The following is a 24,588-nucleotide window of genomic DNA, read 5'->3' as shown; positions in this document are numbered from 1 at the left end:
GCCCGACACGGATGAATGCCGACGCCATCGTTCAGCATGGCTGGCACCGGCATTCGCGGAGCACACTCAAAGGACGTAACGCGCGAGATCTTCCCGCTCGGCCAGAACCTCAAGCCGGGTATCGACGTAAGGCGCATCGACGACCAGCGCCGTGAGCCCGATCTTGCCGGCGTCGAAGGAAACCTCTTCGAGCAGCTTTTCCATCACGGTATAGAGCCGTCGGGCACCGATGTTCTCGGTTTTTTCGTTCACCTGATAGGCAATTTCGGCCAAGCGACGAATGCCATCAGGCCTGAATTCGAGCGTCACCCCGTCAGTCGCCAGCAAGGCTTCGTACTGTCGGGTGAGGCAGGCATCGGTGCTGGTCAGAATGCACTCGAAATCCTCGACTGACAGCGCATCCAGTTCGACCCGAATCGGGAAGCGCCCCTGTAGCTCAGGGATCAGGTCGCTCGGCCGCGACAGATGGAAGGCACCGCTGGCAATGAACAGCACATGGTCGGTCTTGACCATGCCGTACTTGGTCGAAATCGTCGTTCCTTCGACCAGGGGCAGCAAGTCGCGCTGCACACCCTGGCGCGAGACATCCGCCCCCTGCGAGTCGGAGCGCGCGGCGATCTTGTCGATCTCATCGAGAAAGACAATGCCGTTCTGCTCGACCGCCTTCACTGCAGCGGTCTTCACCTCCTCGTCATTGACCAGACGGGCGGCCTCTTCCTCGACCAGAAGCTTGAGCGCATCGACGATCTTGAGCTTGCGCTGCTTGCGCTTGCCGTTGCCCATGTTCTGGAACATGCCCTGAATCTGCTGGGTCAGTTCCTCCATGCCCGGCGGGGCGAAGATCTCGGCATGCATAGGCGACGCCGCCAGTTCGATCTCGATTTCCTTGTCATCGAGCTCGCCTTCGCGCAGCTTCTTGCGGAATTTCTGCCGCGTGGTCGAATCCTGCGTTTCGGGCTCGGCATTGAAACCGGCACCGCGTGCGGGCGGCAGCAGGGCATCGAGCACCCGGTCCTCGGCGGCGTCGAGCGCACGGTCACGCACCACCCGCATCGCTTCCTCGCGCCCATCCTTGATCGCGATTTCGACCAGATCACGGATGATCGTCTCCACATCACGCCCGACGTAGCCCACTTCGGTGAACTTGGTGGCCTCGATCTTGATGAAGGGTGCGTTGGCCAGCCGCGCCAGGCGACGGGCGATCTCGGTCTTGCCCACGCCGGTCGGGCCGATCATGAGAATGTTCTTCGGCGTGATCTCGCTGCGCAGGGGCTCGGCCACCTGGGCGCGCCGCCAGCGGTTGCGCAGTGCAATCGCCACCGACTTCTTGGCTCGATTCTGGCCGACGATGTGCTTGTCGAGTTCGGAAACGATCTCGGGTGGAGTCATCTGGGTCATGAGGGCACTCGAAAAGAGGTCAGTCCAGCACTTCGATGGTGTGGCACTGGTTGGTATAGATGCACAGGTCTCCAGCGATGGCGAGCGACTTCGCCACCACTTCCTGCGGCGTGAGTTCGGTATTCTCGATCAGGCCGCGCGCTGCGGCCTGAGCGTAGGCACCGCCGCTGCCGATGGCGACGATTCCCTGCTCGGGCTCGAGCACGTCACCATTGCCGGTGATCACCAGCGAATGGTCGCGATCGGCCACCGCGAGCATGGCTTCGAGGCGGCGCAGCATGCGATCGGTGCGCCAGTCCTTGGCGAGTTCGACGGCACTGCGCAGCAGGTTGCCCTGGTGCTTTTCCAGCTTGGCCTCAAAGCGCTCAAACAGCGTAAAGGCGTCTGCCGTACCCCCCGCGAAACCTGCCAGAATGCGCCCCTGGTAAAGGGTACGCACCTTGCGTGCCGAGGCCTTGATGACGATATTGCCGAGCGTGACCTGACCGTCGCCGCCGAGCGCGACGCGGTTTCCGCGACGCACCGAGAGAATGGTTGTGCCGTGATACTGTTCCATCATGAATCCTTGCCGGAATTGGTGTAGGGCTTGAAGCCTGGCTGGCGAACACTTGCCGCCAATGGCATTGCTCAGGGGCGCAGCGTCACCTGGGCAACCTGATCGACGCTCATGACACGCAGCAGCGCACCAACCATGGCGTTCACATTCTGCATGACCACGAGTTTACCCTGAGACTGCAAGGTGGCAAGAATGTTGAACAGGGTACCGGCGCCGACGAAATCGATGCGCTTTAGACGACTGCAATCCACCGTCACCACCTGCTTCCCGGACGCATGCGCGGCGAGCTTGCGGATGGGCTCGTTGGAAGCGCCGGTCAACTCGCCTTCGAAACGGAAAGCGTCCCCGCCGCGCTCGGCGGTGTCGAGCACCGCCGTATCTTCCGCCGCCTTCTGCTGGGACTTGAACTCCCAGGACGGCGGCGACTCCTCGAAGGTGACGGCATAATCGACCGCGAGATCCTCGAAACGCTCGTGCTCACCCGTGTATTGCAGCAACTCGAGCATCAGCAACCAGATTTCTCGATTGTCGCAGCGCCCGGGCGCCACCTGCCCCTGCAACATATTGACCAGCTGCGCGGCGTTGAGCACCGACACCCGCACCCGGTCGCTTGCCAGCTGCGCAAGAGTCTTGCTCAGCAGCCCGCAGCCGGTATCGTCGACAGCGCGCAAACGCCCGAGATCGATCCTGATCGCCCCGCTCTTGCGGCCAATCACGCAGATCTGCTGGAACTGCGGCGCGGCCTGGCCCGAGAGATTACCGGAGAGATTGATCAGCGGCGCGACATCGCCTCGCCGTGCCCCCGGCTGACAGGAGAGATCCACCCATGGCGGAGGAGAACGCTCGAAGCGGGTGGCGTAATCAAGCACGCGTGATTCGAAGCGCTCACGCTGCCCGGTGAGCCGGTACAGATCAAGCAGCATCATCCACAGGCCTTCGCCGGCCGAATTGGCGGAATCCTCGATCACGAAGTCGAGCACACGCTCGGCTTCAGCCACATTGCCATTTGCGTAGAGTACCGCCGCCTCTTCATAGATGGCGCCGATGCCCGCACCGACCTCCTGCACCTCCACCATGCCGGCGCATTGGGCCAGGGCACGATTGACGTCCCCGCCCGAAAAATCGAGCGTAGACAGCTCGGTACGCGGAGACTGTGAGCGCCGGGCGTCCGGAGTAGCCGGCGCATGCTGTTGCTCGCCGGGTGCAGAATTGGGTTTCTTGCCGAAAAAGGGAAGCGCCACGCCTGAATCAACCAGAATGATTGCGGGGATGCCAGTACTGACTGGCCTGAAAGCATATCACTTCAGCACAGGTGCTTGCGCAGCAGAATCTCACACCCGCTGCAGGCCAGTCCGGCCCTGCCTCGCGCAGGTAACGAATGCTTACCTTTTGCAAACACCTTGCCACCAATGAACCACAACCCAGTCAGGCTGCTCGGCTAGAATGCTGCAATGCAAACGAATCATACGTCCGGAGACCCGGCGTTCCCGCCCGGTTTCGTCCTGCCTGTTCGTGTCTATTACGAAGACACCGACGCGGCAGGCGTCGTTTACTACGCCAATTACCTGCGTTTCTGCGAGCGCGCGCGCACCGAGTGGCTGCGTGCGATCGGCTTTGAACAGCAGCGCATGCTCGCTGAAGACGGTCTCGCCTTCGTCGTACGTTCGGTCAGGGCCGATTACCGCTCGCCCGCCCGCCTCGACGACGCGCTTGCCGTTGTCAGCACAATAGATCAGCTTCGCCGCGCCAGCATCATCTTCGGTCAGAAAGTGATGCGTGGCGATACCCTTCTGTTCGACGCAAGCATCCAGATTGCCTGTGTCGACTGGAACCGCAACAAACCGGCGCCGATTCCGGATGCCGTCCGCACCCAACTCGAAAAACGCCAAACAGCATGACTGTCTCCCACGACCTTTCCATTCTCAGCCTGATCAGTCAGGCCAGCGTACTCGTGCAACTGGTGATGGCGCTGCTCGCCACCGTATCGCTGGTGTCCTGGTACTGGATTTTCCGCAAGTGGTTCCAGATCCGGGCTGCCCGCGCGAAAACGGCCGAGTTCGAGCGCGACTTCTGGAGCGGCGGGGACCTCAACGGCCTGTTTCAGTCGGCTTCGGCCGGTCGCCACCACAGCGGTGGCATGGAGCGCATCTTTGAATCCGGCTACCGTGAATTCACCAAGCTGCGCGCCAAGAGCCACGACCAGACGGCCACCATCGATGGCGCTCGCCGCGCGATGCGGGCCACCTACCAGCGCGAAGTCGACGACCTCGAAGCCCACCTGGCGTTTCTGGCGTCGGTCGGCTCGGTGTCACCCTACATCGGCCTGCTGGGCACCGTCTGGGGCATCATGAACGCCTTCCGCGGCCTCGCCAACGTCGGTGCCGCAACGCTCACACAGGTCGCCCCCGGCATTGCCGAAGCGCTTGTCGCCACGGCGATCGGCCTGTTTGCGGCCATCCCCGCGGTCGTGGCCTACAACCGTTTCGTCCATGACATCGACCGCGTCAGCATCCGCTTCGAGAGCTTCATGGAAGAGTTCTCGAACATTCTTCAGCGGCACCTGCGCTAAGCGGTCGGGAGGCAAGACATGCGCCAACGCCGCCTCATGAACCAGATCAACGTCGTGCCCTACATCGACGTGATGCTGGTGCTGCTCGTCATCTTCATGGTGACTGCGCCGATGGTACAGCCGGGCAATATCGACGTACCCTCGTCCGGCCCCCTCGCCGCGCCCCCGGCCGAAGCGATGGTGATCGAGATCAGCAAGGACGGTTCGCTCGCTTTGCGGGCAAGCAGCAGCGCAAGCTCGAAGAAACTGTCCAGCCTCGAGTTTCAGCGTGAGCTGAAGCAGGCCATCGCCAGCAATCCGGAACAGCCCTTTCTGGTCGCAGCAAGCAGCGAGCTCCAGTACCAGAAGGTGATCGACATTCTCGAAACCGCTCGCGAGCTGGGCGTGAAGAAGATCAGCCTGCAGACTCAATCAGGCAACCGGGGACAATGAACGAAGAACGTCACCGCCCGCAGGAGCAACCCGGGAAATTCGCATCGCTCACGCTGACCGTCCTGGTCCACGTGGGCCTGGCGCTGTTCCTGTTCTTCGGCATCAACTGGCAGAGCAAGCCGCCGGCCTCGCTCGAGGTCGAGCTCGTCTCGGCCCCGCCCAGCCGTCCCGCGCCGCAGACCGAGCCCGCGCCGCAGCCCAAACCCGAGCCCCCGAAACCTGAACCCAAGCCCGAGCCGAAACCGGAGCCAAAGCCGGTACCCAAGCCTGTGCCGACGCCCGAGCCCCCCAAGCCGGTGGTCAAGCCCGAGATTGCGACCAAGGCGCCGGAAAAGAAGCCGGAGCCCCCGAAGCCCGAACCCAAGCCCGAGCCGAAAAAGCCGGAGCCCAAGAAGCCGGAGCCGCCCAAACCCGAGCCCAAGAAACCGGAACCGCCGAAGCCGGAGCCAAAACCCGAACCCAAGAAGCCCGAGCCCAAGCCGGAGCCGAAAAAGCCCGAACCCAAGGTTGAGCCGAAGAAACCTGAGCCTCCAAAGCCGGTCGTTCCGCCGAAGGATGACTACATGGCCAAGCTGCTGGAGCAGGAAAGTGATCGCGCAAAGGTCGAAGGCATGATGCGCGGTGAGGCTGCGCGCGCTGCCTCGGCGCGCACCAAGGGCGAGATCGACGCCTACCAGAACGCGATCCGCACCAAGGTCCGCGGCAACCTCCTGAGCCCGCCCGGCCTCAGCGGCAACCCTGAGGCGGTATTCGAGGTCGACCAGCTGCCGAGCGGCGAGGTGCTGGTCATCCGGCTGAAACGTTCATCAGGCATTCCTGCGCTCGACGATGCGATCGAGCGCGCAATCCGGCGCTCCAGTCCGCTGCCTTTGCCGGCCCAACGGGAACTTTTTCAGCGTACGCTGGAACTGAAATTCCGTCCTCTGGATGAATAAGGTCACCCTATGGCTATAATCGACAACATTGTTGTGCACCACGTTATGACCAAAATCCTCGCCTCCTTCCGTCTGCTGCTCGCCGGAGCGCTTGCCTGCCTCGCACTCGGCGCGCATGCGCAGCTCTCCATCGAGATCACCGGTGCCGGCGCTTCGCGCTTCCCGGTCATCATTCCGGTGTTCGAGAACGAAAGCAGCCTGCCGCGCGGCATCTCGGACGTTGTCCGCGCCGACCTCGAACGCAGCGGGCTCTTCAGCCTTGTCGACATCGGCCCCCTCCCGCTGCCCGAGTCGCGCGTGCCCGACCTCGTCGCCATGCGCAGCCGCGGTGCCGACGCGGTGCTGAGTGCGTCCCTGCTGCCGCAATCCGACGGCCGCTACGAAGTGCGCTTCCGTCTGTTCGACACCCAGAAGCAGGTCGAACTGGGCGCGATGTCGCTGCGGATGGCGCCGGCACAGAACCGGCTTACCGGCCACCGCATCGCGGATTTCGTCTACGAGAAGCTCACCGGCCTGCCCGGCTACTTCGCCACCCGCATTGCCTACGTCGTGAAGAGCGGTGCGCGCTACGAGCTGCAGATCGCCGACGCCGACGGCATGAATGCGCAGGCTGCACTCGTGTCCCGCGAGCCCATCATCTCGCCGGCGTGGTCGCCCGACGGCCAGCGCCTGGCTTACGTTTCCTTCGAAGCCAAGAAGCCCATCATCTACATCCATACCCTGGCAACCGGCCAGCGTCAGGTGGTCGCCAACTTCAAGGGCTCCAACTCCGCGCCGACCTGGTCGCCCGATGGCGGTCAGCTCGCAGTCGTGCTGACCAAGGACGGACAGTCGCAGCTGTATGTGCTCAATGCCGACGGCTCGGGCGTGCGTCGTCTGGCCAGCTCGGCCGGCATCGATACCGAGCCGGCATGGTCGCCCGACGGACAGTGGATCTATTTCACCTCCGACCGCGGCGGCAGCCCCCAGATCTATCGCATTCCGACCAGCGGCGGCAACGCCCAGCGGGTGACCTTTGAAGGCAGCTACAACGTGACGCCGCGCCCCTCGGCCGACGGCAAGCTTCTCGCCTTCATCACCCGCAGCAACGGCAAATTTCAGGTGGCTGTGAACGACCTCGCCAGCCGCCAGACAACGATCCTCACCGATTCGGCGCGTGACGAATCTCCAAGCTTCGCGCCAAATGGCCGCATGATCCTTTACGCCACCGAAACCGGTGGCCGTGGAGTGCTTGCGGCCGTATCGTCCGATGGCCGGGTGAAGCAACGCCTTTCGGTGCAGGCCGCTGATGTGAGGGAGCCCGCATGGGGTCCCTTGCAAAGGTAACAACGCTGCTGTCCCTTGCATAATCAAATTGGAGATACATCCATGAAAAAACTGCTGTTGCCCGCTCTGCTGTCCGCCCTCCTTGCCGCCTGCTCGAGCACCGGCACCGATGCGACCGGCGCCAAGGTTGAAGATCGTACCGGCGCTGGCGCCGGTGTCGCCACCGTAACCGCACCGGGCATGTCCGGCTCCGGCATCGCTGCGCTGACCGATCCCAACAACATCCTGTCCAAGCGCAGCGTGTACTTCGACTACGACAGCTTCGTCATCAAGAGTGAAGGCAAGGCGCTGATCGAAGCGCACGCCCGCTTCCTGGTGCAGAACCCGCAGATGAAGGTGCTCCTGCAGGGCAACACCGATGAACGCGGCAGCCGTGAGTACAACCTCGCACTCGGCCAGAAGCGTGCCGACGCCGTGCGTCAGGCCCTGAGCCTGCTCGGCGCCAAGGAATCGCAGATCGAATCCGTCAGCCTGGGCGAAGAGAAGCCGCGCTGCACCGACGCGTCGGAAGCCTGCTACGCGCAGAACCGCCGTGGCGACATCCTGTACTCGGGTGAGTTCTGATGATTCGCCTCCTGCCACTGGCGGCGCTTGTCGCACTGTCTATGGCCGGGCCCGCGCAAGCGGGCTTGTTCGACGACACTGACGCGCGCCGCCAGATCACCGAGATGCGGCAGGATCTGGAAGGCCGGATCGAAACGTCCAATCGTGGGCAGCTCGAACTGGCCAACCAGAACGAGAAGCTGCGCGCTGAAGTCGCCAAGCTGCGTGGCCAGCTCGAAGTCGTGCTCAATGAAGTCGAGTCGCTCAAGCAGCGTCAACGCGATTTCTACGTCGACCTCGATGCCCGCATGCGCGCGCTCGAAACCGCGGGCGAGACCGCACCGCAAGCAGGTGGAAACGCAGCAGAAGAAGCTGCCGAATACGAAGCCGCACTGAACCTTCTCAAGGAAGGCAAGGCGCGCGAAGCCATGACCGCTTTCGAGAGTTTCGTCGTTCGCTACCCCGACAACGCCAGCACCCCCAGTGCGCACTTCTGGGCAGGCAATGCAGCCTTGCAGAACAAGGACGCAGCAGCAGCCAGCCGGCACTTCAATACTGTACTCGGCAAGTGGCCCAACGATATGGTGGCGCCTGACGCCATGCTCGGCCTTGCCAACAGCCAGCAAGCCATGGGCGATCCGAAAACGTCCCAGCGCACGCTGCAGACCCTGATTGAACGTTACCCGTCGTCTAACGCCGCGCAGGCTGCGAAGCAACGGCTGGCAAAGCGCTAAGCCATGGCAGATCAGGAAAACGTCAGTCGCAGCACGACTTTGCGGCTGTCGGAAATATTTGCTTCACTGCAGGGCGAGTCGACCCGCGTCGGCCTGCCCACTGTTTTTGTCCGCCTGACCGGTTGCCCCTTGCGCTGCACCTGGTGTGATACCGCCTATGCCTTCAAGGGTGGCGAAACCGTCAGTCTCGAATCTGTACTCGAAGACGTGGCCAGTCACGGCCTGAACTCGGTATGCGTTACCGGTGGCGAACCGCTGGCACAGAGTACCTGCCTTCCGCTGCTCACCGCACTGTGTGATGCCGGACACTCGGTATCGCTTGAGACCAGCGGCGCGCTCGACATCAGCGCCGTCGATCCTCGCGTTTCGCGCATCATGGACCTCAAGGCACCCGGCTCCGGCGAGTCGGGCAGAAACCGTTTCGAGAACATCGCGCTGCTCAACGCGCGCGACGAGATCAAGATGGTGCTGGCCGACGAAGCCGATTACGACTGGGCCAAGGCCAGAATTGCCGAGTACGACCTCGCCGCGCGCTGCACCGTCCTGCTCTCGCCGGTTGCCGGCAAGCTCGACCCGGCCAGACTGGCCGAATGGATCGTACGCGACCGCCTGCCCGTGCGCTTCCAGCTGCAACTGCACAAGGTGCTGTGGCAGGACGCCCGCGGCCGCTGAACCACGCGCTTCGTGCGCACCACCTGATTTGCCCGGAGCTCTTCCATGACTTCAACGCCCCGCGCCATCGTCCTGCTGTCTGGCGGGCTGGATTCCGCCACCTGTCTGGCCATCGCCCGCGAGCAGGGCTTTGAAACCTACGCCCTGTCCGTCGCCTACGGGCAGCGCCATGTCGCCGAACTGACCGCATCGAAACGCGTCGCCGAGGCCCTTGGCGCCAGGGAGCACCGCCTCGCCCGTGTCGAACTCGGCCAGTTCGGCGGCTCGGCCCTGACCGACCCCGGCATCGCCGTGCCCGAAGACGTCGAGGCTGACGGCATCCCGGTCACCTACGTCCCCGCCCGCAATACCGTCATGCTGTCGATCGCAATGGCCTGGGCGGAAGTGCTCGGCGCGCGCGACGTGTTTGTCGGCGTCAACGCCGTGGATTACTCCGGCTACCCGGATTGCCGTCCCGCCTTCATCGAGGCCTTTCAGACCATGGCCAACCTCGCCACCAAGGCCGGCATCGAAGGCCACGGCCTGCGCATTCATGCGCCGCTGATGACCCTGTCCAAGGCCGACATCGTTCGCCGCGGAACCGCACTGGGCGTGGATTACGGACTGACCGTGTCGTGCTATCAGGCCGCGGACGATGGTCGCGCCTGCGGCCGATGCGACGCCTGCCGCCTGCGCCGCGCCGGCTTCGAAGCAGCAGGCATTCCCGATCCCACGCCATACCAGCACCGAAGCGCCTGATTTCAAATAGAATCGCAGCTCGTTCCTGATCCGGTATCTGCACCATGGAAGAAGCACCAATCGCCGTATCGACCATCGCCCTGCTCGCCTTCGCCATTGGCATCGTGTTCGGGTTCATTGGTAACAAGACCAACTTCTGCACCCTCGGCGCCGTGTCCGACATCGTCAACATGGGCGACTGGAACCGCATGCGCATGTGGATGCTGTCGATCGCGATTGCAGTGCTCGGCACCGCTGCGCTCGGACTGGGCGGGCTGATCGACGTATCGAAGTCAATCTACACCGGCAGTCGTCTGATCTGGCTGTCGCACATCTTCGGGGGCGTCTGTTTCGGCATCGGCATGACCCTCGCGTCCGGATGCGGCAGCAAGACCCTGATCCGTATCGGCGCCGGCAACCTGAAATCCCTTGTGGTGTTCTTCTTCGTTGCCATCGGCGCCTACATGACGCTGCGCGGGCTGTTTGGCGTCTGGCGGGTGAACTTCATCGACGTGGTGGCCATAGACCTGGGGCACGCCCAGGACCTCCCCTCCTTTCTCTCAAGCGCGGGCTTCGCACCGGATGTCGCGGTCATGCTCGCTGCCGGCGTCATCGGAGGCGGCCTGCTGCTGGCCGCACTCGCCCGCCGCGAGGCATGGCGCAGTGACGTCCTGCTCGGCGGCATTGTGATCGGCGGACTGATCCTCGCCGGCTGGTATGTTTCTGCCCACGTCGGCTACGTCGCCGAGCACCCTGAAACGCTTGAAGAGGCCTTCATCGGCACCAACAGCGGCCGCGCAGAATCGCTGTCCTTTGTTGCGCCGCTCGCCTACACGCTGGAGCTGCTGATGCTGTGGAGCGACAGCAGCCGGGTGGTGACTTTCGGCATTGCCTGCGCGCTCGGCGTCATCGCCGGCTCCATGCTGTACGCGCTGAGCACCCGCAGCTTCCGGCTTGAAGGCTTTCGCACGCCGGACGATCTCATCCGCCACATCATCGGCGGCATCCTGATGGGTTTCGGCGGTGTCACGGCGATGGGATGCACCATCGGCCAGGGCATCACCGGCCTGTCCACCTTGGCCATCGGCTCTTTCCTCGCAACGGCGGCCATCATTGCCGGCGCCGCGGCGACGATGAAAGTGCAGTACTGGCTGATGATGCGCGAAGCCTGATCCGCTGCGCCCTGCCAACGCCAATACGCAGCAGCAGGGCGCAAGCCGACGGACCGGTATCGGCCCGCCCCTTGGCTTGCCTCAGGCGAGATCGGACAGCGGGTGTTCGCCCTGAAAGCGGGGCAGCAGGAGCGCAGCGATTTCTTCGGCGTCGACGTCCGCGATTGAAGCGTGCTGCCAATGGGGATTCCGGTCCTTGTCCACCAGCAAGGCACGCACACCTTCGGAGAAGTCAGGCTGCATCGTCGCCGCCAGGGAAACCTGATACTCAAGACGAAACACGTCGGCGAGCGACAGATGCAGGGCGCGCTCCCACAAGGCAAAGGACAGCACGGCCGAACTCGGTGCACCGTGGCTGAAGGTGGCTGCGGCAGCGGCGAGCCACGGCTCGGGGTCCTCTCCGAGCGCCTGAAGGCGTGCCTCGATCGGCGCCAGGCCGTCGTGTCCGATGACGGCATCGATGCGGTCGTAGTGACGGCGCAACATCGACTCCGGCATCGCCCCCCGACGACCCGACTCTTCCAGCAGCTGACTCAGCCTGCGGTGGTTCGCCGCCACATCGTCGCTCCAGCAGGTCTGACCGAAGGCGGTCAGCACCCCGGACTTGTCGCCATGTTCGAGGATGAAGTCCGCGAGACCGGCGAAACGTGCGTCGGCCGCATTGATCTGGGCACCGGTCAGGGCGAGAAACAGCCCGGTCCGCGCGGGCATGCGGCGCAGGAACCAGCTTCCACCCACATCCGGATAGAGCCCGATGCTGATTTCCGGCATCGCCATCCTGGTCTGCATGGTCGCGACCCGGTGCGAAGCGCCCGCCATCAGCCCGATCCCGCCTCCCATGACGATGCCGTGCCCCCAGCACAGCACCGGCTTGGGACACGTATGAATGCGATAGTCGAGGCGATACTCATGCTCGAAGAAGGCCGGAACGACGGCGGGCGTCTCGGGACTGCCGTTCGCGCGGGCCTCGCGGATGGCGTGGTACAGCGCACGCACGTCACCGCCAGCACAGAAGGCCTTGTCACCGGCACCATCGAGCACGATGCCGACGATCTGCGGGTCGGCCACCCAAGCATCGAACTGGGGCGCAAGGCGATCGATCATCTCGAGCGACAACGCGTTGAGGGTGCCTGGCGCATTCAGCGTGGCATGGCCGAAACGGCGGCCACAGGCAGTCGGAATCTCGCGCAGGATCACGCATTCGCTCATTTCACTACTCCGGAGTCAGGGTTGCGGCCACCCACCGGTCTTGGCCGGGTGTGGCGGAATCAGCCCGTGACTATGCCATCCGACAGCGTGCGATCCAAGCGCAGCGCGCACCAGGCGGTCATCCGGCCGGAACCCGAGCGAACACCGGACCCAGCACAGCCCCAGTGCTCAGCAGGCTTGATGGCGTTCGATGCAGCGCGCCAGGCCGCTGCGCGCAACCTTCTGAACAGCCAGCAGGAGCGCATGATCAACCCCGGCAAGACTGAACCGCGACTGCAATTCATCGCGCAAGCGCATGAACAGATGCGCCGTCGCCTCCGCATCGGCCAGGGCGCGGTGATAGCGACCGGTCGCGGGCAATTGCAGCGTGCGCACCAGGGTGCCGAGCTTGTGGTTCGGCGCATCCGGGAACAGACGCCGCGACAGCAACAGCGAACACACGAAGTCACCTTCGCGCTGACGCCCCAACTGCGCAAGCTCGGCATCCCAGAACTTGCGGTCGAAGGCCGCGTTGTGCGCAACCAGTGAATACTCACCGACAAAATCAGCCACCTCACTCATCACCTGCTCCACCCGTGGCGCAGCGCGCACCATGGCATTGGTGATGCCCGTGAGGGCCTGAATATCGTAGGGGACGCGCACACCTGCGTTCATCAGGCTCTGGTAACGATCGACGATGAGCCCGTCGCGCACGAGGACTGCGGCAATCTCGGTCGGACGGGCCCCAAGTGCGGGAGACATGCCCGTGGTCTCGAAGTCGATGACGGCATAGGTGCTCAAGGTAATCTTCCTGCTTCGGTTCATCAGTGGGGTGCATCCTGCAGGGCAGGAAGATACCCCCTTAGCGCTGACGACAAAAGGCAAGCTGGTCCGCCTCCGTCACATTCACCGTCAGTGCCATCCATGCGGCGTCATGCTGCACCGCAGATCGACGCCTGTAACGCAATTCGTTAGTGTATGCAGATATTCAAATATTAGGAGCGGACATGCGCCGACTCATCACGATTCTGATCGGAACCCTGTGCCTGCTCTCAGCGCATGTCGTGCACGCCATCGACATGCGCGCAGTCAAGGTCGGCCCCCACAGCTGGTATGTCATGGGCAAGGCCGGCATGGCCTCGGCAGTCAACGAAGGCTTCATGTCCAACGCCGGCTTTGTCATCACCCCCGACGGCGTGGTGGTGTTCGATGCCCTCGGAACGCCGGCGCTGGGTGAAAGACTGATCGCCGAAATCCGCAAGCTCACCGACAAACCGATCCGGCGCGTGGTCGTCAGCCACTATCATGCCGACCACTACTACGGCTTGCAGGCGTTCAAGGCCGTGGGCGCCGAGGTCTGGTCCCATCGCCGCGGCCTTGAAGCACTCAATTCGGATGGCGCCCAGGCACGCCTCGCCCAGCGTCGCGCCGACCTCTTTCCCTTCGTCGATGACACTACCCGCCTGATTCCTGCGGATCTCTGGCTGGACGGGGACACTGCATTCGAGATGGGCGGCCTCCACTTCCGCATCACATACGTCGGCCCGGCGCACGCTCCCGACGACGTGGTCATGGAGGTGGTCGAAGACAGGATCATGTTCGCAGGCGACATGCTGTTCCGCGGACGCGTACCTTTCGTCGGTGATGCGGACACCGCGCAGTGGTTGCGTGCACTCGACCTCCTGATCGCTGCGCGGCCTGATGCGCTGGTTCCGGGCCACGGCCCCGCTTCCACCAACCCGCAGGCCGACCTTGCGCTCACGCGCGACTACCTGCTCTACCTGCGTGAATCCATGGGCAAGGCAGTGGCGGATCTCAAATCCTTCGACGAAGCCTACGAAAACACCGACTGGCACCAGTGGGAGAAGCTGCCAGCCTTCCGCGAGGCCAACCGCGCCAACGCCTACAACGTATTCCTGCAGATGGAGAAGGGCTCGCTGCGCTGAAGCGTCACATGCGCGCACCTCGGTTTTCCGCACATCCGCGCCCGTCGAGGGCATTTTTTCACGCGTAAACTTGACTCGAAACGAACTCGCCCCTAGAATTGTTGGCTGTTCCGGGGGTCGTTAGCTCAGCTGGTAGAGCAGCGGACTTTTAATCCGTTGGTCGCGTGTTCGATCCACGCACGGCCTACCAAGTGAACCAAGGGGATAGCCGGACTGAGGTCTGGCTATTTTCTTTTCAATCCGTTGTTCGCTCCGAATGTCGGTCCATTTCTGGATCCGGCACCATCCGCAGGACACATCATTCGCGGGGGACCGAAGCCTACTCGGACCCGGCGCCTGTGCTGCTCATCGAGCAGCCGGGCACTGCATCGCGATCATGCACATCACGGTCGCCTTTCGTGCGGCGCGCACACAGAAATACCCAGCGCGCCGACCACTTCGGCCGCCAGGTGCGCCCGGGGTGCCAATGCAACACAAGACATTCGGCCCGCCAATCATCGTGCCGACTTTTGACAGTATGCCGCCTGCAGGACGACCTGCAGCGGCCAAGCACTGAACTGTAAGCTTGCCAAGGCGGTGGCGAGCGTGGCCAGCATCACCCGCAGCGCGGAGTGAGGTTAGCCGCACCCACTAGGAGCCTGAATATGGCCAAAGAAGAACTGATTGAAATGCACGGCACTGTTGACGAAGTCCTCCCTGACGCCCGCTACCGCGTCACGCTGGACAATGGTCACAAGCTCATCGCCTACTCGGGCGGCAAGCTGCGCAAGCACCACATCCGCATTATTGCCGGTGACAAGGTTTCGCTCGAAATGTCGCCCTATGACCTGAGCAAGGGTCGCATCACCTTCCGCCACATGCCCGGCCGTCAGCCGATGGCACCGGCAACGCGCTAATCCGCATGCCCTGCCGGCAACGGCAGGGCCTCAACGCACGCCCCCCCTGCGTGCGCACTCCATGCACATCTGGGTTGATGCAGACGCCTGTCCCGGCGTCGTCAAGGACATTCTGTTCCGCGCCGCCGAACGCACCGGGCAGACCCTGACGCTGGTTGCCAACCAGTACCTGCGCACACCACCGTCAGCCCACATCGCCATGGTGCAGGTGCCGTCCGGCTTCGATGAAGCCGACAAGTACATTGCGACCCACGTCCAGCCTGCCGACCTCGTCATCACCGCCGACATTCCGCTCGCCGCAGAAATCGTTGCCAAGGGCGCACGCGCACTCAGTCCGCGCGGCGAGCTCTACAGCAAGGACAACATCCGCGAGCTGCTTGACCTGCGCAACTTCATGGACACCCTGCGCAGCACCGGCGTCGACACTGGCGGCCCCGCCGCCTTCGGCCCGTCCGACCGCCAGGCTTTTGCCAACCGGCTCGACCGCATCCTCCGCGCCACACCAGGCAAGCCGGCGACACCACCGGCCTGAGTGCCGATGCGCCTGCTGCGCTGTGTCGCTGCGCCCGCCCCCACACACCCGTCCCGCGCAGAACGCCGCGCTCATCCGACTACCCGTGCAGCTGTTCGGCAATGATGTGGATGTGACCTCGTCCTGATACAGTTCGGCATTCCCCCGGCATGAGACAGAGACCCGGATGCCACCGGATACCGACAGCAACGCGCCCGCCGCGGCCGACCTGAAACCGCAGAGTATCTGGCCGCAGTTCCTCGCGCTCTTTGTGCCACTGGCGCTGATCGTCGTGATTGCCGGCGCGGCCATCGGCCTGTCCCGCCTGGATGCAGAATTCACCCGCATCCATGAAACCGAGAACCTGAACATCGGCATCGGCAGCAAGCGCCTGGAATCCTCGCTTGAGGTGCCCGTCCTTCATCTGATCGGGCTGACCAACGAGCCCGGCGTGGCAGCGATCCTGGACACACCCGAGAGCACGGACTTCAGTGCCATCGAACGCAGTTTCGTCTCTCTGATCTACCGTAATGCGGGTTACGACCAGGTGCGCTGGATCGGCCCGGACGGCGAAGAGCGTGTAAGGGTCAATGCAGAGAACGGCGGGGCCCGCATCACACCCCGCGACGAACTGCAGAGCAAGCGCGAGCGCAGCTACTTCCAGGAATCCATGCGTCTGGCCGGTGGCGACATCTACATCTCGGCCCTCGACCTCAACGTCGAACACAACGAAGTGGAGATCCCCTACAAGCCGACGCTGCGGATGGCCATCCGCCTCGCGCGCAAGAGTGGCCTCGACCAGGGAATCTTCGTCATCAACATCCAGGCGCAGCCCATGCTCGATGCCTTGCTCGAGAGCGTGGGCCGCGGACGCGACCACCTGATGCTGCTCAACAGCGAGGCGCACTGGTTGATCAGTCCCGACCGGACAGATGAGTGGGGCTTCATGTTCGGTCGCAAGCGCACCCTGGCCGACCGTTCGCCCGCCGCCTGGCAACGCATCAGCAGCGCGCTGCAAGGACAGTTCGAGAACGCGGAGGGCCTGTGGACGTGGGAAACCATTTCGGCGAACAGGAAGCAACTGGTCCCCATCCTCAGCCATGAAGCCTGGAAGCTCGTCAGCCTGGTGCCGGCCGCCCGGCTTGCGAGCCTGCGCTTTCAGACCTGGGGCGCGGTGTCGGCATCGGCCCTCTTGCTCCTGAGCCTGTTCGCATGGATGTGCCTGCGCCTGCTGAAGACCCAGCAACAGCACCGTCTGGCCGAACGCGATCTCGAGCACGCACGCTTCGAAGCCAGCAGTCAGCGGCGCTGGCGTACCCTCGCCGAATCCATGCCGCAACTGGTGTGGCGCTGCGACGCCGACGGGCTGTGCGATTACCTGAGCGCCCAGTGGCTGAAGTACACCGGGATCGAGGAGCAAAGCCAGCTTGGAAACGGCTGGCTGAACCAGATACACCCGGACGACCGCCCAGCCTTCGCCGAGGCCTGGGAGGCGTCAATGCGCACCTTGCGCCCGCTCGACATCGAGTACCGCATCCGTCGCCACGACGGCGCATACCGGTGGTTCACGACCCACGCCACCCCCATTGTCGATGACGACGGGCAGCTGAACCGCTGGTACGGCTCCAACACCGACATCGAGGACATCAAGCAGTCCGAGCACCGTGCCCGCATGGACCGCAACCGCCTGCAGACGCTCTACGACACCACGCCTGTCGCCTGGCGGGAGGAGGACTGGAGCGCCGCGCTCGCCCACCTGGACACACTCGCCGGGAACGGCGTCACCGACTTTCAGGCGCACTTCGAAGCACATCCCTCCTCGATCAGCCACCTCCTCGCGCAGACACGCATCCTGAACTTCAACCAGGCGACCATGACCCTGCTGGGTGTCGACAGGACCGCATCCCTGCGCGGTCCAAGCACCGTACTGTATGCCACTCCCGAAGCCCGGCGCGGGTTCGTCACCCTGCTCCTCGCGCTGCACCGGGGCGAGACCCTGTCCAGCCACCAGACCCAGATCACCACGCTCGCGGGCACGCCACTGGATGTGCTGGTCTCCGCATCGCAGTTCGACAGCAAGGGCACACCAGGGCGCGTATTCATCGCAACGGTCGATCTGCGCGACAGGGTGCGGCTGCGCAAGGAACTTGAGCGCTATCGCGACCACCTGGAGGACGTCGTTGCAGAGCGTACCCGTCAGCTGGCCGACGCGAACCGCTTCCTGCACACGCTGGCAGACTCGCTGCCCGGCCTGGTTGCCTACTGGAACCGCGATCTGCACTGCAGCTTTGCCAATGCGGCCTTCAAGACCTGGTTCGAACTCGACCCCGATGCCGTGCTCGGAAAGAGCATGCACGAGGTGATGGGTGAGGTCTTCTTCGACAAGCACGAGGCACAGATCAGGGCCGCGCTGAAGGGTGAAATCCAGCAGTTCGAACATGCGCTGCCCAAAGGCTCGCAGGACGAAGTCCGTTATGCGATGACCCACTACATCCCCGACCTTGCCGATGGTGCCGTGCGCGGGCTGGTGGTGCTGGTCACCGATATCACGCAGATGAAGCTGACCCAGGTCGAGCTGCAGCAACTCAATGCCGCACTGGCCGAACGGACGCGCCAGGCAGAGGATGCCAGCCACGCGAAGTCGGACTTCGTTGCCAACATGAGCCATGAAGTCCGCACGCCGATGAATGCGATCATCGGGCTCTCGCAACTGCTCGACGACACCGGACTCACCGCCCATCAGCGCAACTATCTGGACAAGATCCGAAGTGCGTCACATGGCCTGATGAACGTGCTCAACGACATCCTCGACTTCTCCAAGCTTGAGGCGAGCCGGGTCGAGATCGAGCACGAGCCCTTCCGCCTCGACGACGTGCTGGAGCGGGTATCGGATCTGTTTGCGGTACCGGCATCGGAGAAGGGCCTGGAGATGGTGTTCGACGTCGCGCCCGACGTTCCGGCGCTACTCGAAGGCGATGCGATGCGCCTGACCCAGGTCCTGAACAACCTGGTCGGAAACGCCATCAAGTTCACTGCGAGCGGCCTCATCAGGGTCCGCATCGAATGCGCGATGAACAGCGGCAGCGACCTCAAGGTGCGATTCTCGGTGCAGGACACGGGGATCGGCATGACAGCCGAGCAATGCGCACAGATCTTTGCACCCTTCACCCAGGCCGACTCGTCCACCACCCGACGCTTTGGCGGCACCGGGCTCGGTCTGTCGATCTGCAAGCGTCTGGTCGAACTCATGGGCGGAACGATCGGCGTCGACAGCGTGCAGGGCGAAGGCTCCACCTTTCACTTCACGGCCGCGCTGTCCAGATCGACACACCCTGCCGACACCCGGCATATCCATCTGCGCCGCGAACGGGTGCTGGTGGTAGACGACAGCGACAGTGTGCGCAGCGTACTGAGCGCTTACCTCTCAGAATGGGGGCTTGAACCTGACACCGCAGCCGATGCTGAAACGGCGCTGCGCAAGGTGCTGGCAGCCGGCGCGGATGGCCACCCGTTCAGGCTCGCCCTGATCGACTGGAAGATGCCTGACATGGACGGCCTCACCCTCGCGCAGGCCATCAGACAGGCCGGCAGTGACGGAAGCCTGCCGTTTGCGCCGATCATCATCATGGTGACCGCCCACGACCATCCAGCCATGCCGCAAGCCTCTGTAGCCGAATACACCGATGCGGTTCTCACCAAGCCCGTGACCGCGTCCCGGCTCTTCGACGTGCTCGCGAACGTCCAGTTGCACGGCTTCTTCACCCCCCGCCCCGTGCCGGATGCGCTGCCAGGCAGCAGCCTGTTCGAGCAGGCGGGTCCGATTCACGGCGCACGGATTCTGGTGGCGGAAGACAATCTCACCAACCAGGAGGTTGCCGAGGCGGTTCTGTCCAAGATGGGCGTCCAGGTCACGCTCGCGCACAACGGACGCGAAGCCATCGAAAAAGCGCGCAGCGCGCACTTCGACGCCATCCTGATGGACATCCAGATGCCCGAAATGGACGGCCTTGAAGCCACCCGGCAGATCCGCGCAAGCGACTGGGGCCGCACGCTGCCCATCATCGCCATGACTGCCGCAGCCTTTGACCACGACCGCAAGGCGAGCGAACAGGCAGGCATGAACGCACACATCAGCAAACCGATCGACACGCTCGTGTTGCTCAAGGTCCTGCTGCAGTGGATCCCCGCCCGCACGCCATCCATCGCAGAGAATGCCGAAGCTGCGCAAACGCCCGCAGCCACGGCCGTGCCGCCAATGCAGATCGCGGGCCTGGACTTCAGGGCCGCGCTGAACCGGCTGGCCCAGGACAAGGCACTGCTCATGCGCCTGATCCGGGGGTTTTCACGCGACTTTGCGGACTGGCCGCAGCGTCTTCGCACGGCGCTCGCCGACAATGACCTTCAAGCGGCCGTGCGTCTTGCGCATATGCTCAAGGGTGCCGCCGGCAACGTCGGTGCCACCCAACTCCAGACGGCCGCCGGGGAACTTGAGCTGGGGCTGGCGCATGGCGACACCGGCGCGGCGGACCGGACGACAGGCATGCTGACGACACTGCTGGCCACCATCGATGATGCACTTCCGGTACAGCGCGCCCCGCAACAGGCGCCCCACTCCAGCCCGGGAAAGGCGCTTTCCGATCTCGATCAGATCGACGACCTGCTCAAGCGCAGCAGACTGGTGCCCGAACCCCTGCTGAAAACGCTCGCATCGCACCTCGATCACGACGCACACCACGCCCTGCTGTCCGAACTGTTGCGGCAGATCGACAGCTTCGATATCGCCGCCGCCCTCGTCACAACCGGAGAACTCCGGCGCCGCTTGCTCGGATGAACGGAGCATCCGGCGCTCCCGCGCATGCGAGTATCGGGCCGGCGCATGTTTTTCATGTCTCCCCACTCGATCAGCATGACGCTGAGGCAGGGCTGAAGTAACATGCAGGCTGATGACTTTCATGCATGCGGAATCCGTTTTCCGTGTCGCTGGGTAAAGCGGGACCGGGCCAAACACAATGGGCGAAACCTCGTCGAGCATCCCCCTCGCAGCGAAGGCAGCTGCTGATACACCGAGCGCGCGCAAAGCCTTGCGCCCGCTCGTACTGCTGGTCGATGACGAAAGCAGCAACCTGCACCTTCTCATCGAAGCCTTGCGCTCCGACTACGAGGTTGCCGTTGCCAACAGCGGGCAGGCTGCGCTGCAGTTCCTCGGGTCGGGCGAGAAGCCCTCCATCATTCTGCTCGATATCATGATGCCGGAGATGGACGGCTACGAAGTCTGCCACCGCATCAAGAGCAACCCGGACACCCGCAGCATCCCGGTCATCTTCATTACGGCGCTGACCGACGTCGCCTCCGAAGAGCACGGCTTCGAACTCGGTGCCGTTGACTACATCCACAAGCCGCTGAAAGTCGCGCTGGTGCGCGCCCGGGTTCGCACCCACATGACCATTCGGGGCATGCTGGATCAGCTGTTCAACACCAATACCGAACTGAACGAGAAGATCACGGGTCTGGATCGCACCAACCGCGCGCTGGACCAGACGGCATCCGAACAGCAGTTCGCGCGCAGCCGTCAGGAACTGTTTGCCCGCATCTTTGCGAGTACGGCCGAGGGCATCATCGTGGCGAACGCCGAGGGCCAGGTCGAGGCCGTCAATCGGGCGTTCGTCCGCATCACGGGCTACACGTCCGAAGAGGCCATAAACCAGAACCATTACTTCCTGAAATCCGGCCTTCATGCCGCCGATTTCTATCGGGAGATCTCGAAGCGGCTGCATGACAGTGGCCATTGGAGCGGCGAGATGCTCAACCGCCGCAAGGGCGGCGAGATCTACCCCGAGCTGCGCACCATCAGTGCCGTCTACGATGACGAAGGGCGCATCTCTCACTTCGTGTCGGTGTTCAGTGATATATCCGGCATCAAGCAGACACAGGAGCGGATCGACTTTCTCACCTGGCACGATTCGCTTACGCAACTGCCGAACCGCATGCTGTACCTTGATCGTCTCGACATCGCCCTGCGGTCGTGCCGCAGCAGCACGACACATACGGCAGCAATGGTGCTCGATATCGACGGGTTCAAGGCAATCAATGATGCGCAGGGTCTGCAGACCGGCGACAGCGTCTTGTGCGAAGTCGGCAGACGCATCGCCACCGTGCTGCGTTCCGACGACACCGTTGCACGCCTGGCGGCAGACGAGTTTGCCATTCTGCTTTTCCCGCGGCAGCAGTCACTGGCCGATGTCACCAGCCACGCGTTGCTGATCGCTGAAGCGATTCGCAGCGCGCTCGCGCACGCACTGGAATGCGGGGGCCAGACCTTCCTTCTCACCTGCAGCATCGGCATCCATGTCTTTCCGGCCAATACGGACGAGACCCCGCTTCAGGTGCTGCAAAGCGCGGATACCGCCCGCCACAGGGCCATGCTGGACGGCGGGAACAGGGTGGTGTTCTTTGAAGAGTCCATGGCCCGACACGCACGACAGCACTTCGAACTTGCTCAGGCCTTGCAGACAGCGATCGAACAGAATCAGCTCAGCCTCTATCTGCAGCCCCAGGTCAATGGCAGTGGTGTCGTGGTTGGCGCTGAGGCGCTGGTCCGCTGGGAACACCCGCTGCGCGGCCTGATCCTCCCGGCCGAGTTCATTCCGGTCGCGGAAGAATCCCGTCTCATCGTCGCACTCGATCGCTGGATGCTTCGCCGCACCTGCGAACTCATCGGCGAGATGCAGCGCAATGCATGCCCCCTGCGCATTTCGGTCAATATCAGCCCGCGCCACTTCATCGAGGCCGACTTCGTGGACGATATCCGGCGTCTTCTCGAGAGCAGCGCCATCAATCCAAGCCTGCTGATGCTGGAAGTGACCGAGACCCTGATGATCCGCAACATGGACGACGTCGTGGCAAAGATGAAGGCCATCAGCGCCATGGGTGTGTGCTTTTCGATCGATGACTTCGGCACCGGATACTCGAGTCTGGCCTATCTCAAGCGTCTTCCGATTCACGAGCTCAAGATCGACCAGAGCTTCATCAGGGACGCTCCCGCAGACGCCAACGACGCGCTGCTTGTCGAAATGATCCAGTCGATCGCCACAATTCTGAATATCGAGACCGTGGCCGAAGGCGTCGAAACCAGGGAGCACAGCGAGTTCCTCACACGCTTCCCCGGACTGATCCAGCAAGGCTATCTGCACGGACGCCCGCAGCCCGGGACCGCCTGGGTGCAAAGCCGCGTGGAACAATCCCGCACGTCCAGCCACGCCGGGCACTGACCCCCTCTGCCCTGCCTGCGCGCCGGGAGAGCCGGTAGAGACGGTAGAGCCGGGCAGGCAGCGATACCTCGCCTTCAGCGCTCCAGGCTGTGCAGGGCGGGGCCAATGCGAAAGCGATTGACGATACCCGCCATCTGATCCGAGATCTCCCGGATCGTGTCCGCGGCGGCCCGGTTCTGATCCGCGGCCGCACTCGCTCTTCGCATCAGGTCTTCAATGGTGTCGACACGATCGACGATATCCCTGCTCGACGCCTGGCCGACTGCGACCTGCTCCCCGATTTGACCGACAACACCGATCACCTCTCGCGCCGATCCCTCGATATCGGTCATGGCCCTGCCCGCCGAAGCGGTGAGATCGATGTTGTGCTTGATACCGGCAACCACACGGCGCATCAACTCGGCCGACGCGTTCGAGGTGGCGTCGATGCCCTTCACCTGCTCGGCAATGGAGAGCGTCGCACTGGACACCCGCTCGGCGAGTTTTCTCACCTCTCCTGCCACGACCGCGAACCCTCGCCCGGACTCTCCGGCACGTGCGGCCTCGATCGCCGCATTCAGGGCCAGCAGGTTCGTCTGATCGGCAATCTCCCTGATCTCCTTGACCTGCAGCGCAATCTGCCCCCCCGCTGTGGCAAGCGCGAACACCCGCTCCGATGCCGACTCCACGCTCACTGCGAGCTCATGAATGCGCGCGGCCGCCTCACGGATGAGTTCGCCATTCGCCGTTGCCTGCTGCCCGGAGATCTCCGTCAGGCCGCCCGCGTGCAAGGTATCGTCGTTAATGCGCTCAATCTGGCGCTGCACCTCCCTGACTGCGAACTGGATATCGCCTGCGGATGCATTGCCATTCTCCGCAATGCTCGTCATGTCCGCAGCAGAAACGTGCATATCCACCGAGGCTGCTTCATTCTTGCGGATCACCTGCGCCATCTCCGCCAGGCTGCCATGCACCGCTTCGATCAGGGCATTGAACGCACGGATTGACTGCCCGATCTCATCCTCGCGCACGATCGGCACGCGGCAGGTGAAATCGAGATCGGCGGCAACCGCCGCCATGGCGCGCTTCATCTCCGCCAGGGGCTTCGAGATCTGCCGATAGAGTCTCGATCCGAGCACCCCGAGGACCACGAACGTGCCAAGCAGCGCCCCGGCCAAGATCAGAGTGGACTGCTGCCGGGCAGCTTCGATCTCGCTCAGCAGACTGTCCTTGGTGCGCCGCTTCTCCACCAGCAGGGTTTCGAGGATCTGCTCCAGTTCCTGCAGATAGGGGTCGGCGGACCCGGAGAGCACCGCATCGGCAAGATCCTGCTGCCCGCCCCGACGCAGACTGGATACATCATCCAGTGCCGCGAGATAGGCATTCAGACTGTCCTGCACGTGGCGCATAAGGCCTTGCTCGACCTCCCCGTCCGCCATCGTCATCTGCTCACCCACGGCTTCCTGCAACGCATGCTTTTGCACAACCAGGGGGTCTGCCCCCTGACGGGCAAGGCTGTCGTCCGGAGCATGAACGAGATTGATCACCGTGATCTGCAGGGTCTTGAGCGCGGATTTGAGTTCGCCTGCAGCGAGAAAGCCCGGAATCGCACGGTCGGTAAGGGTTCGCATCGACACTGCGTTGCGCTCGAACTGCAGGAAGGCGACCACGCCCAGACCAGACAGCGCGATCGCGGCGATCAGAAGCAAGAGTCCAAGGTTACGGCGAATACTCATTTTCAGGAAG

At 63.4% G+C, this 24,588-nt stretch carries 21 protein-coding genes and 1 tRNA gene; 16 read left to right on the top strand and 6 right to left on the bottom strand.

Annotated elements, in window-relative coordinates; all coding sequences use genetic code 11:
• Positions 1–66 precede the first annotated feature (66 nt).
• From hslU to AC22G6_RS01385, 3 genes are all read right to left on the bottom strand, one after another.
• A complete protein-coding gene (gene hslU, locus AC22G6_RS01395; protein ID WP_487365303.1) occupies positions 67–1,398 on the bottom strand; it encodes an ATP-dependent protease ATPase subunit HslU in 1,332 nt (443 codons plus the stop codon).
• A gap of 19 nt (positions 1,399–1,417) precedes the next feature.
• Entirely contained in the window at positions 1,418–1,954 is a 537-nt protein-coding gene (gene hslV, locus AC22G6_RS01390; RefSeq protein WP_108951514.1) for an ATP-dependent protease subunit HslV, read from the bottom strand.
• 71 nt (positions 1,955–2,025) lie between these two features.
• The gene (locus AC22G6_RS01385) at positions 2,026–3,195 is read right to left on the bottom strand and encodes an STAS domain-containing protein (protein ID WP_487365302.1); all 1,170 of its coding nucleotides are present in this window, start codon (positions 3,193–3,195) and stop codon (positions 2,026–2,028) included.
• 210 nt (positions 3,196–3,405) lie between these two features.
• On the opposite strand from AC22G6_RS01385, the gene ybgC reads away from it, so the two are divergent.
• The 10 genes from ybgC to AC22G6_RS01335 are packed head-to-tail and all read left to right on the top strand — an operon-like array spanning position 3,406 to position 11,054.
• Positions 3,406–3,852 carry a tol-pal system-associated acyl-CoA thioesterase gene (ybgC, locus tag AC22G6_RS01380; protein ID WP_487365301.1) on the top strand — a complete coding sequence of 149 codons (447 nt, stop codon included), beginning with the start codon at positions 3,406–3,408 and terminating at the stop codon, positions 3,850–3,852.
• Positions 3,849–4,523 (top strand): protein TolQ, encoded by a 675-nt coding sequence (gene tolQ / locus AC22G6_RS01375; RefSeq protein WP_108950604.1) that lies wholly within the window; start codon positions 3,849–3,851, stop codon positions 4,521–4,523. The genes ybgC and tolQ overlap by 4 nt, the downstream gene beginning before the upstream one ends.
• 18 nt (positions 4,524–4,541) lie before the next feature.
• Entirely contained in the window at positions 4,542–4,955 is a 414-nt protein-coding gene (locus AC22G6_RS01370) for a biopolymer transporter ExbD (protein WP_487365300.1), read from the top strand.
• Complete coding sequence (locus AC22G6_RS01365; protein WP_487365299.1) at positions 4,952–5,890, top strand: energy transducer TonB; 939 nt, start codon at positions 4,952–4,954, stop codon at positions 5,888–5,890. The genes AC22G6_RS01370 and AC22G6_RS01365 overlap by 4 nt, the downstream gene beginning before the upstream one ends.
• 45 nt (positions 5,891–5,935) lie before the next feature.
• Entirely contained in the window at positions 5,936–7,216 is a 1,281-nt protein-coding gene (gene tolB, locus AC22G6_RS01360) for a Tol-Pal system beta propeller repeat protein TolB (RefSeq protein ID WP_487365298.1), read from the top strand.
• Positions 7,217–7,258: 42 nt separating this feature from the next.
• Positions 7,259–7,780 (top strand): peptidoglycan-associated lipoprotein Pal, encoded by a 522-nt coding sequence (pal, locus tag AC22G6_RS01355; protein WP_108950600.1) that lies wholly within the window; start codon positions 7,259–7,261, stop codon positions 7,778–7,780.
• Complete coding sequence (ybgF, locus tag AC22G6_RS01350; protein WP_487365297.1) at positions 7,780–8,493, top strand: tol-pal system protein YbgF; 714 nt, start codon at positions 7,780–7,782, stop codon at positions 8,491–8,493. Before pal ends, ybgF begins: the two co-directional genes overlap by 1 nt.
• Positions 8,494–8,496: 3 nt before the next feature.
• On the top strand, positions 8,497–9,165 hold the full coding sequence (gene queE / locus AC22G6_RS01345; protein WP_487365296.1) for a 7-carboxy-7-deazaguanine synthase QueE: 669 nt from the start codon (positions 8,497–8,499) through the stop codon (positions 9,163–9,165).
• Between the two features lie 45 nt (positions 9,166–9,210).
• Positions 9,211–9,903, top strand: a complete 693-nt coding sequence (gene queC, locus AC22G6_RS01340; RefSeq protein ID WP_487365295.1) for a 7-cyano-7-deazaguanine synthase QueC — start codon at positions 9,211–9,213, stop codon at positions 9,901–9,903.
• Between the two features lie 44 nt (positions 9,904–9,947).
• The gene (locus AC22G6_RS01335; protein ID WP_487365294.1) at positions 9,948–11,054 is read left to right on the top strand and encodes a YeeE/YedE family protein; all 1,107 of its coding nucleotides are present in this window, start codon (positions 9,948–9,950) and stop codon (positions 11,052–11,054) included.
• Positions 11,055–11,135: 81 nt separating this feature from the next.
• Here AC22G6_RS01335 and AC22G6_RS01330 read toward each other — a convergent pair whose 3' ends face one another.
• Together AC22G6_RS01330 and AC22G6_RS01325 are read right to left on the bottom strand one after the other, a co-directional pair.
• On the bottom strand, positions 11,136–12,263 hold the full coding sequence (locus AC22G6_RS01330) for an enoyl-CoA hydratase/isomerase family protein (RefSeq protein WP_487365293.1): 1,128 nt from the start codon (positions 12,261–12,263) through the stop codon (positions 11,136–11,138).
• Positions 12,264–12,431: 168 nt separating this feature from the next.
• Positions 12,432–13,043, bottom strand: a complete 612-nt coding sequence (locus tag AC22G6_RS01325) for a 3'-5' exonuclease (protein ID WP_487365292.1) — start codon at positions 13,041–13,043, stop codon at positions 12,432–12,434.
• 206 nt (positions 13,044–13,249) lie between these two features.
• Here AC22G6_RS01325 and AC22G6_RS01320 point away from each other — a divergent pair, with 206 nt between their 5' ends.
• The 6 genes from AC22G6_RS01320 to AC22G6_RS01295 all read left to right on the top strand — a co-directional run bounded on the left by AC22G6_RS01320 (position 13,250) and on the right by AC22G6_RS01295 (position 22,863).
• Positions 13,250–14,188: an MBL fold metallo-hydrolase gene (locus AC22G6_RS01320; protein ID WP_487365291.1), complete on the top strand. Its 939-nt coding sequence runs from the start codon at positions 13,250–13,252 to the stop codon at positions 14,186–14,188.
• 114 nt (positions 14,189–14,302) lie between these two features.
• Positions 14,303–14,378: transfer RNA gene (locus tag AC22G6_RS01315), tRNA-Lys, on the top strand.
• 454 nt (positions 14,379–14,832) lie between these two features.
• A complete protein-coding gene (gene infA / locus AC22G6_RS01310; RefSeq protein WP_108950593.1) occupies positions 14,833–15,084 on the top strand; it encodes a translation initiation factor IF-1 in 252 nt (83 codons plus the stop codon).
• Positions 15,085–15,145: 61 nt separating this feature from the next.
• A complete protein-coding gene (locus AC22G6_RS01305; RefSeq protein ID WP_487365290.1) occupies positions 15,146–15,616 on the top strand; it encodes a YaiI/YqxD family protein in 471 nt (156 codons plus the stop codon).
• Between the two features lie 166 nt (positions 15,617–15,782).
• On the top strand, positions 15,783–20,426 hold the full coding sequence (locus AC22G6_RS01300) for a PAS domain-containing hybrid sensor histidine kinase/response regulator (protein ID WP_487365289.1): 4,644 nt from the start codon (positions 15,783–15,785) through the stop codon (positions 20,424–20,426).
• A 178-nt stretch (positions 20,427–20,604) separates the two neighbouring features.
• The gene (locus AC22G6_RS01295) at positions 20,605–22,863 is read left to right on the top strand and encodes a two-component system response regulator (RefSeq protein WP_487365288.1); all 2,259 of its coding nucleotides are present in this window, start codon (positions 20,605–20,607) and stop codon (positions 22,861–22,863) included.
• 74 nt (positions 22,864–22,937) lie between these two features.
• Here AC22G6_RS01295 and AC22G6_RS01290 read toward each other — a convergent pair whose 3' ends face one another.
• Positions 22,938–24,578: a methyl-accepting chemotaxis protein gene (locus AC22G6_RS01290; protein ID WP_487365287.1), complete on the bottom strand. Its 1,641-nt coding sequence runs from the start codon at positions 24,576–24,578 to the stop codon at positions 22,938–22,940.
• Between the last annotated feature and the right edge of the window lie 10 nt (positions 24,579–24,588).

This window comes from Parazoarcus sp. PS-13 R2A (assembly GCF_057621855.1).
This window is presented reverse-complemented; position numbering and strand designations above follow the sequence as displayed.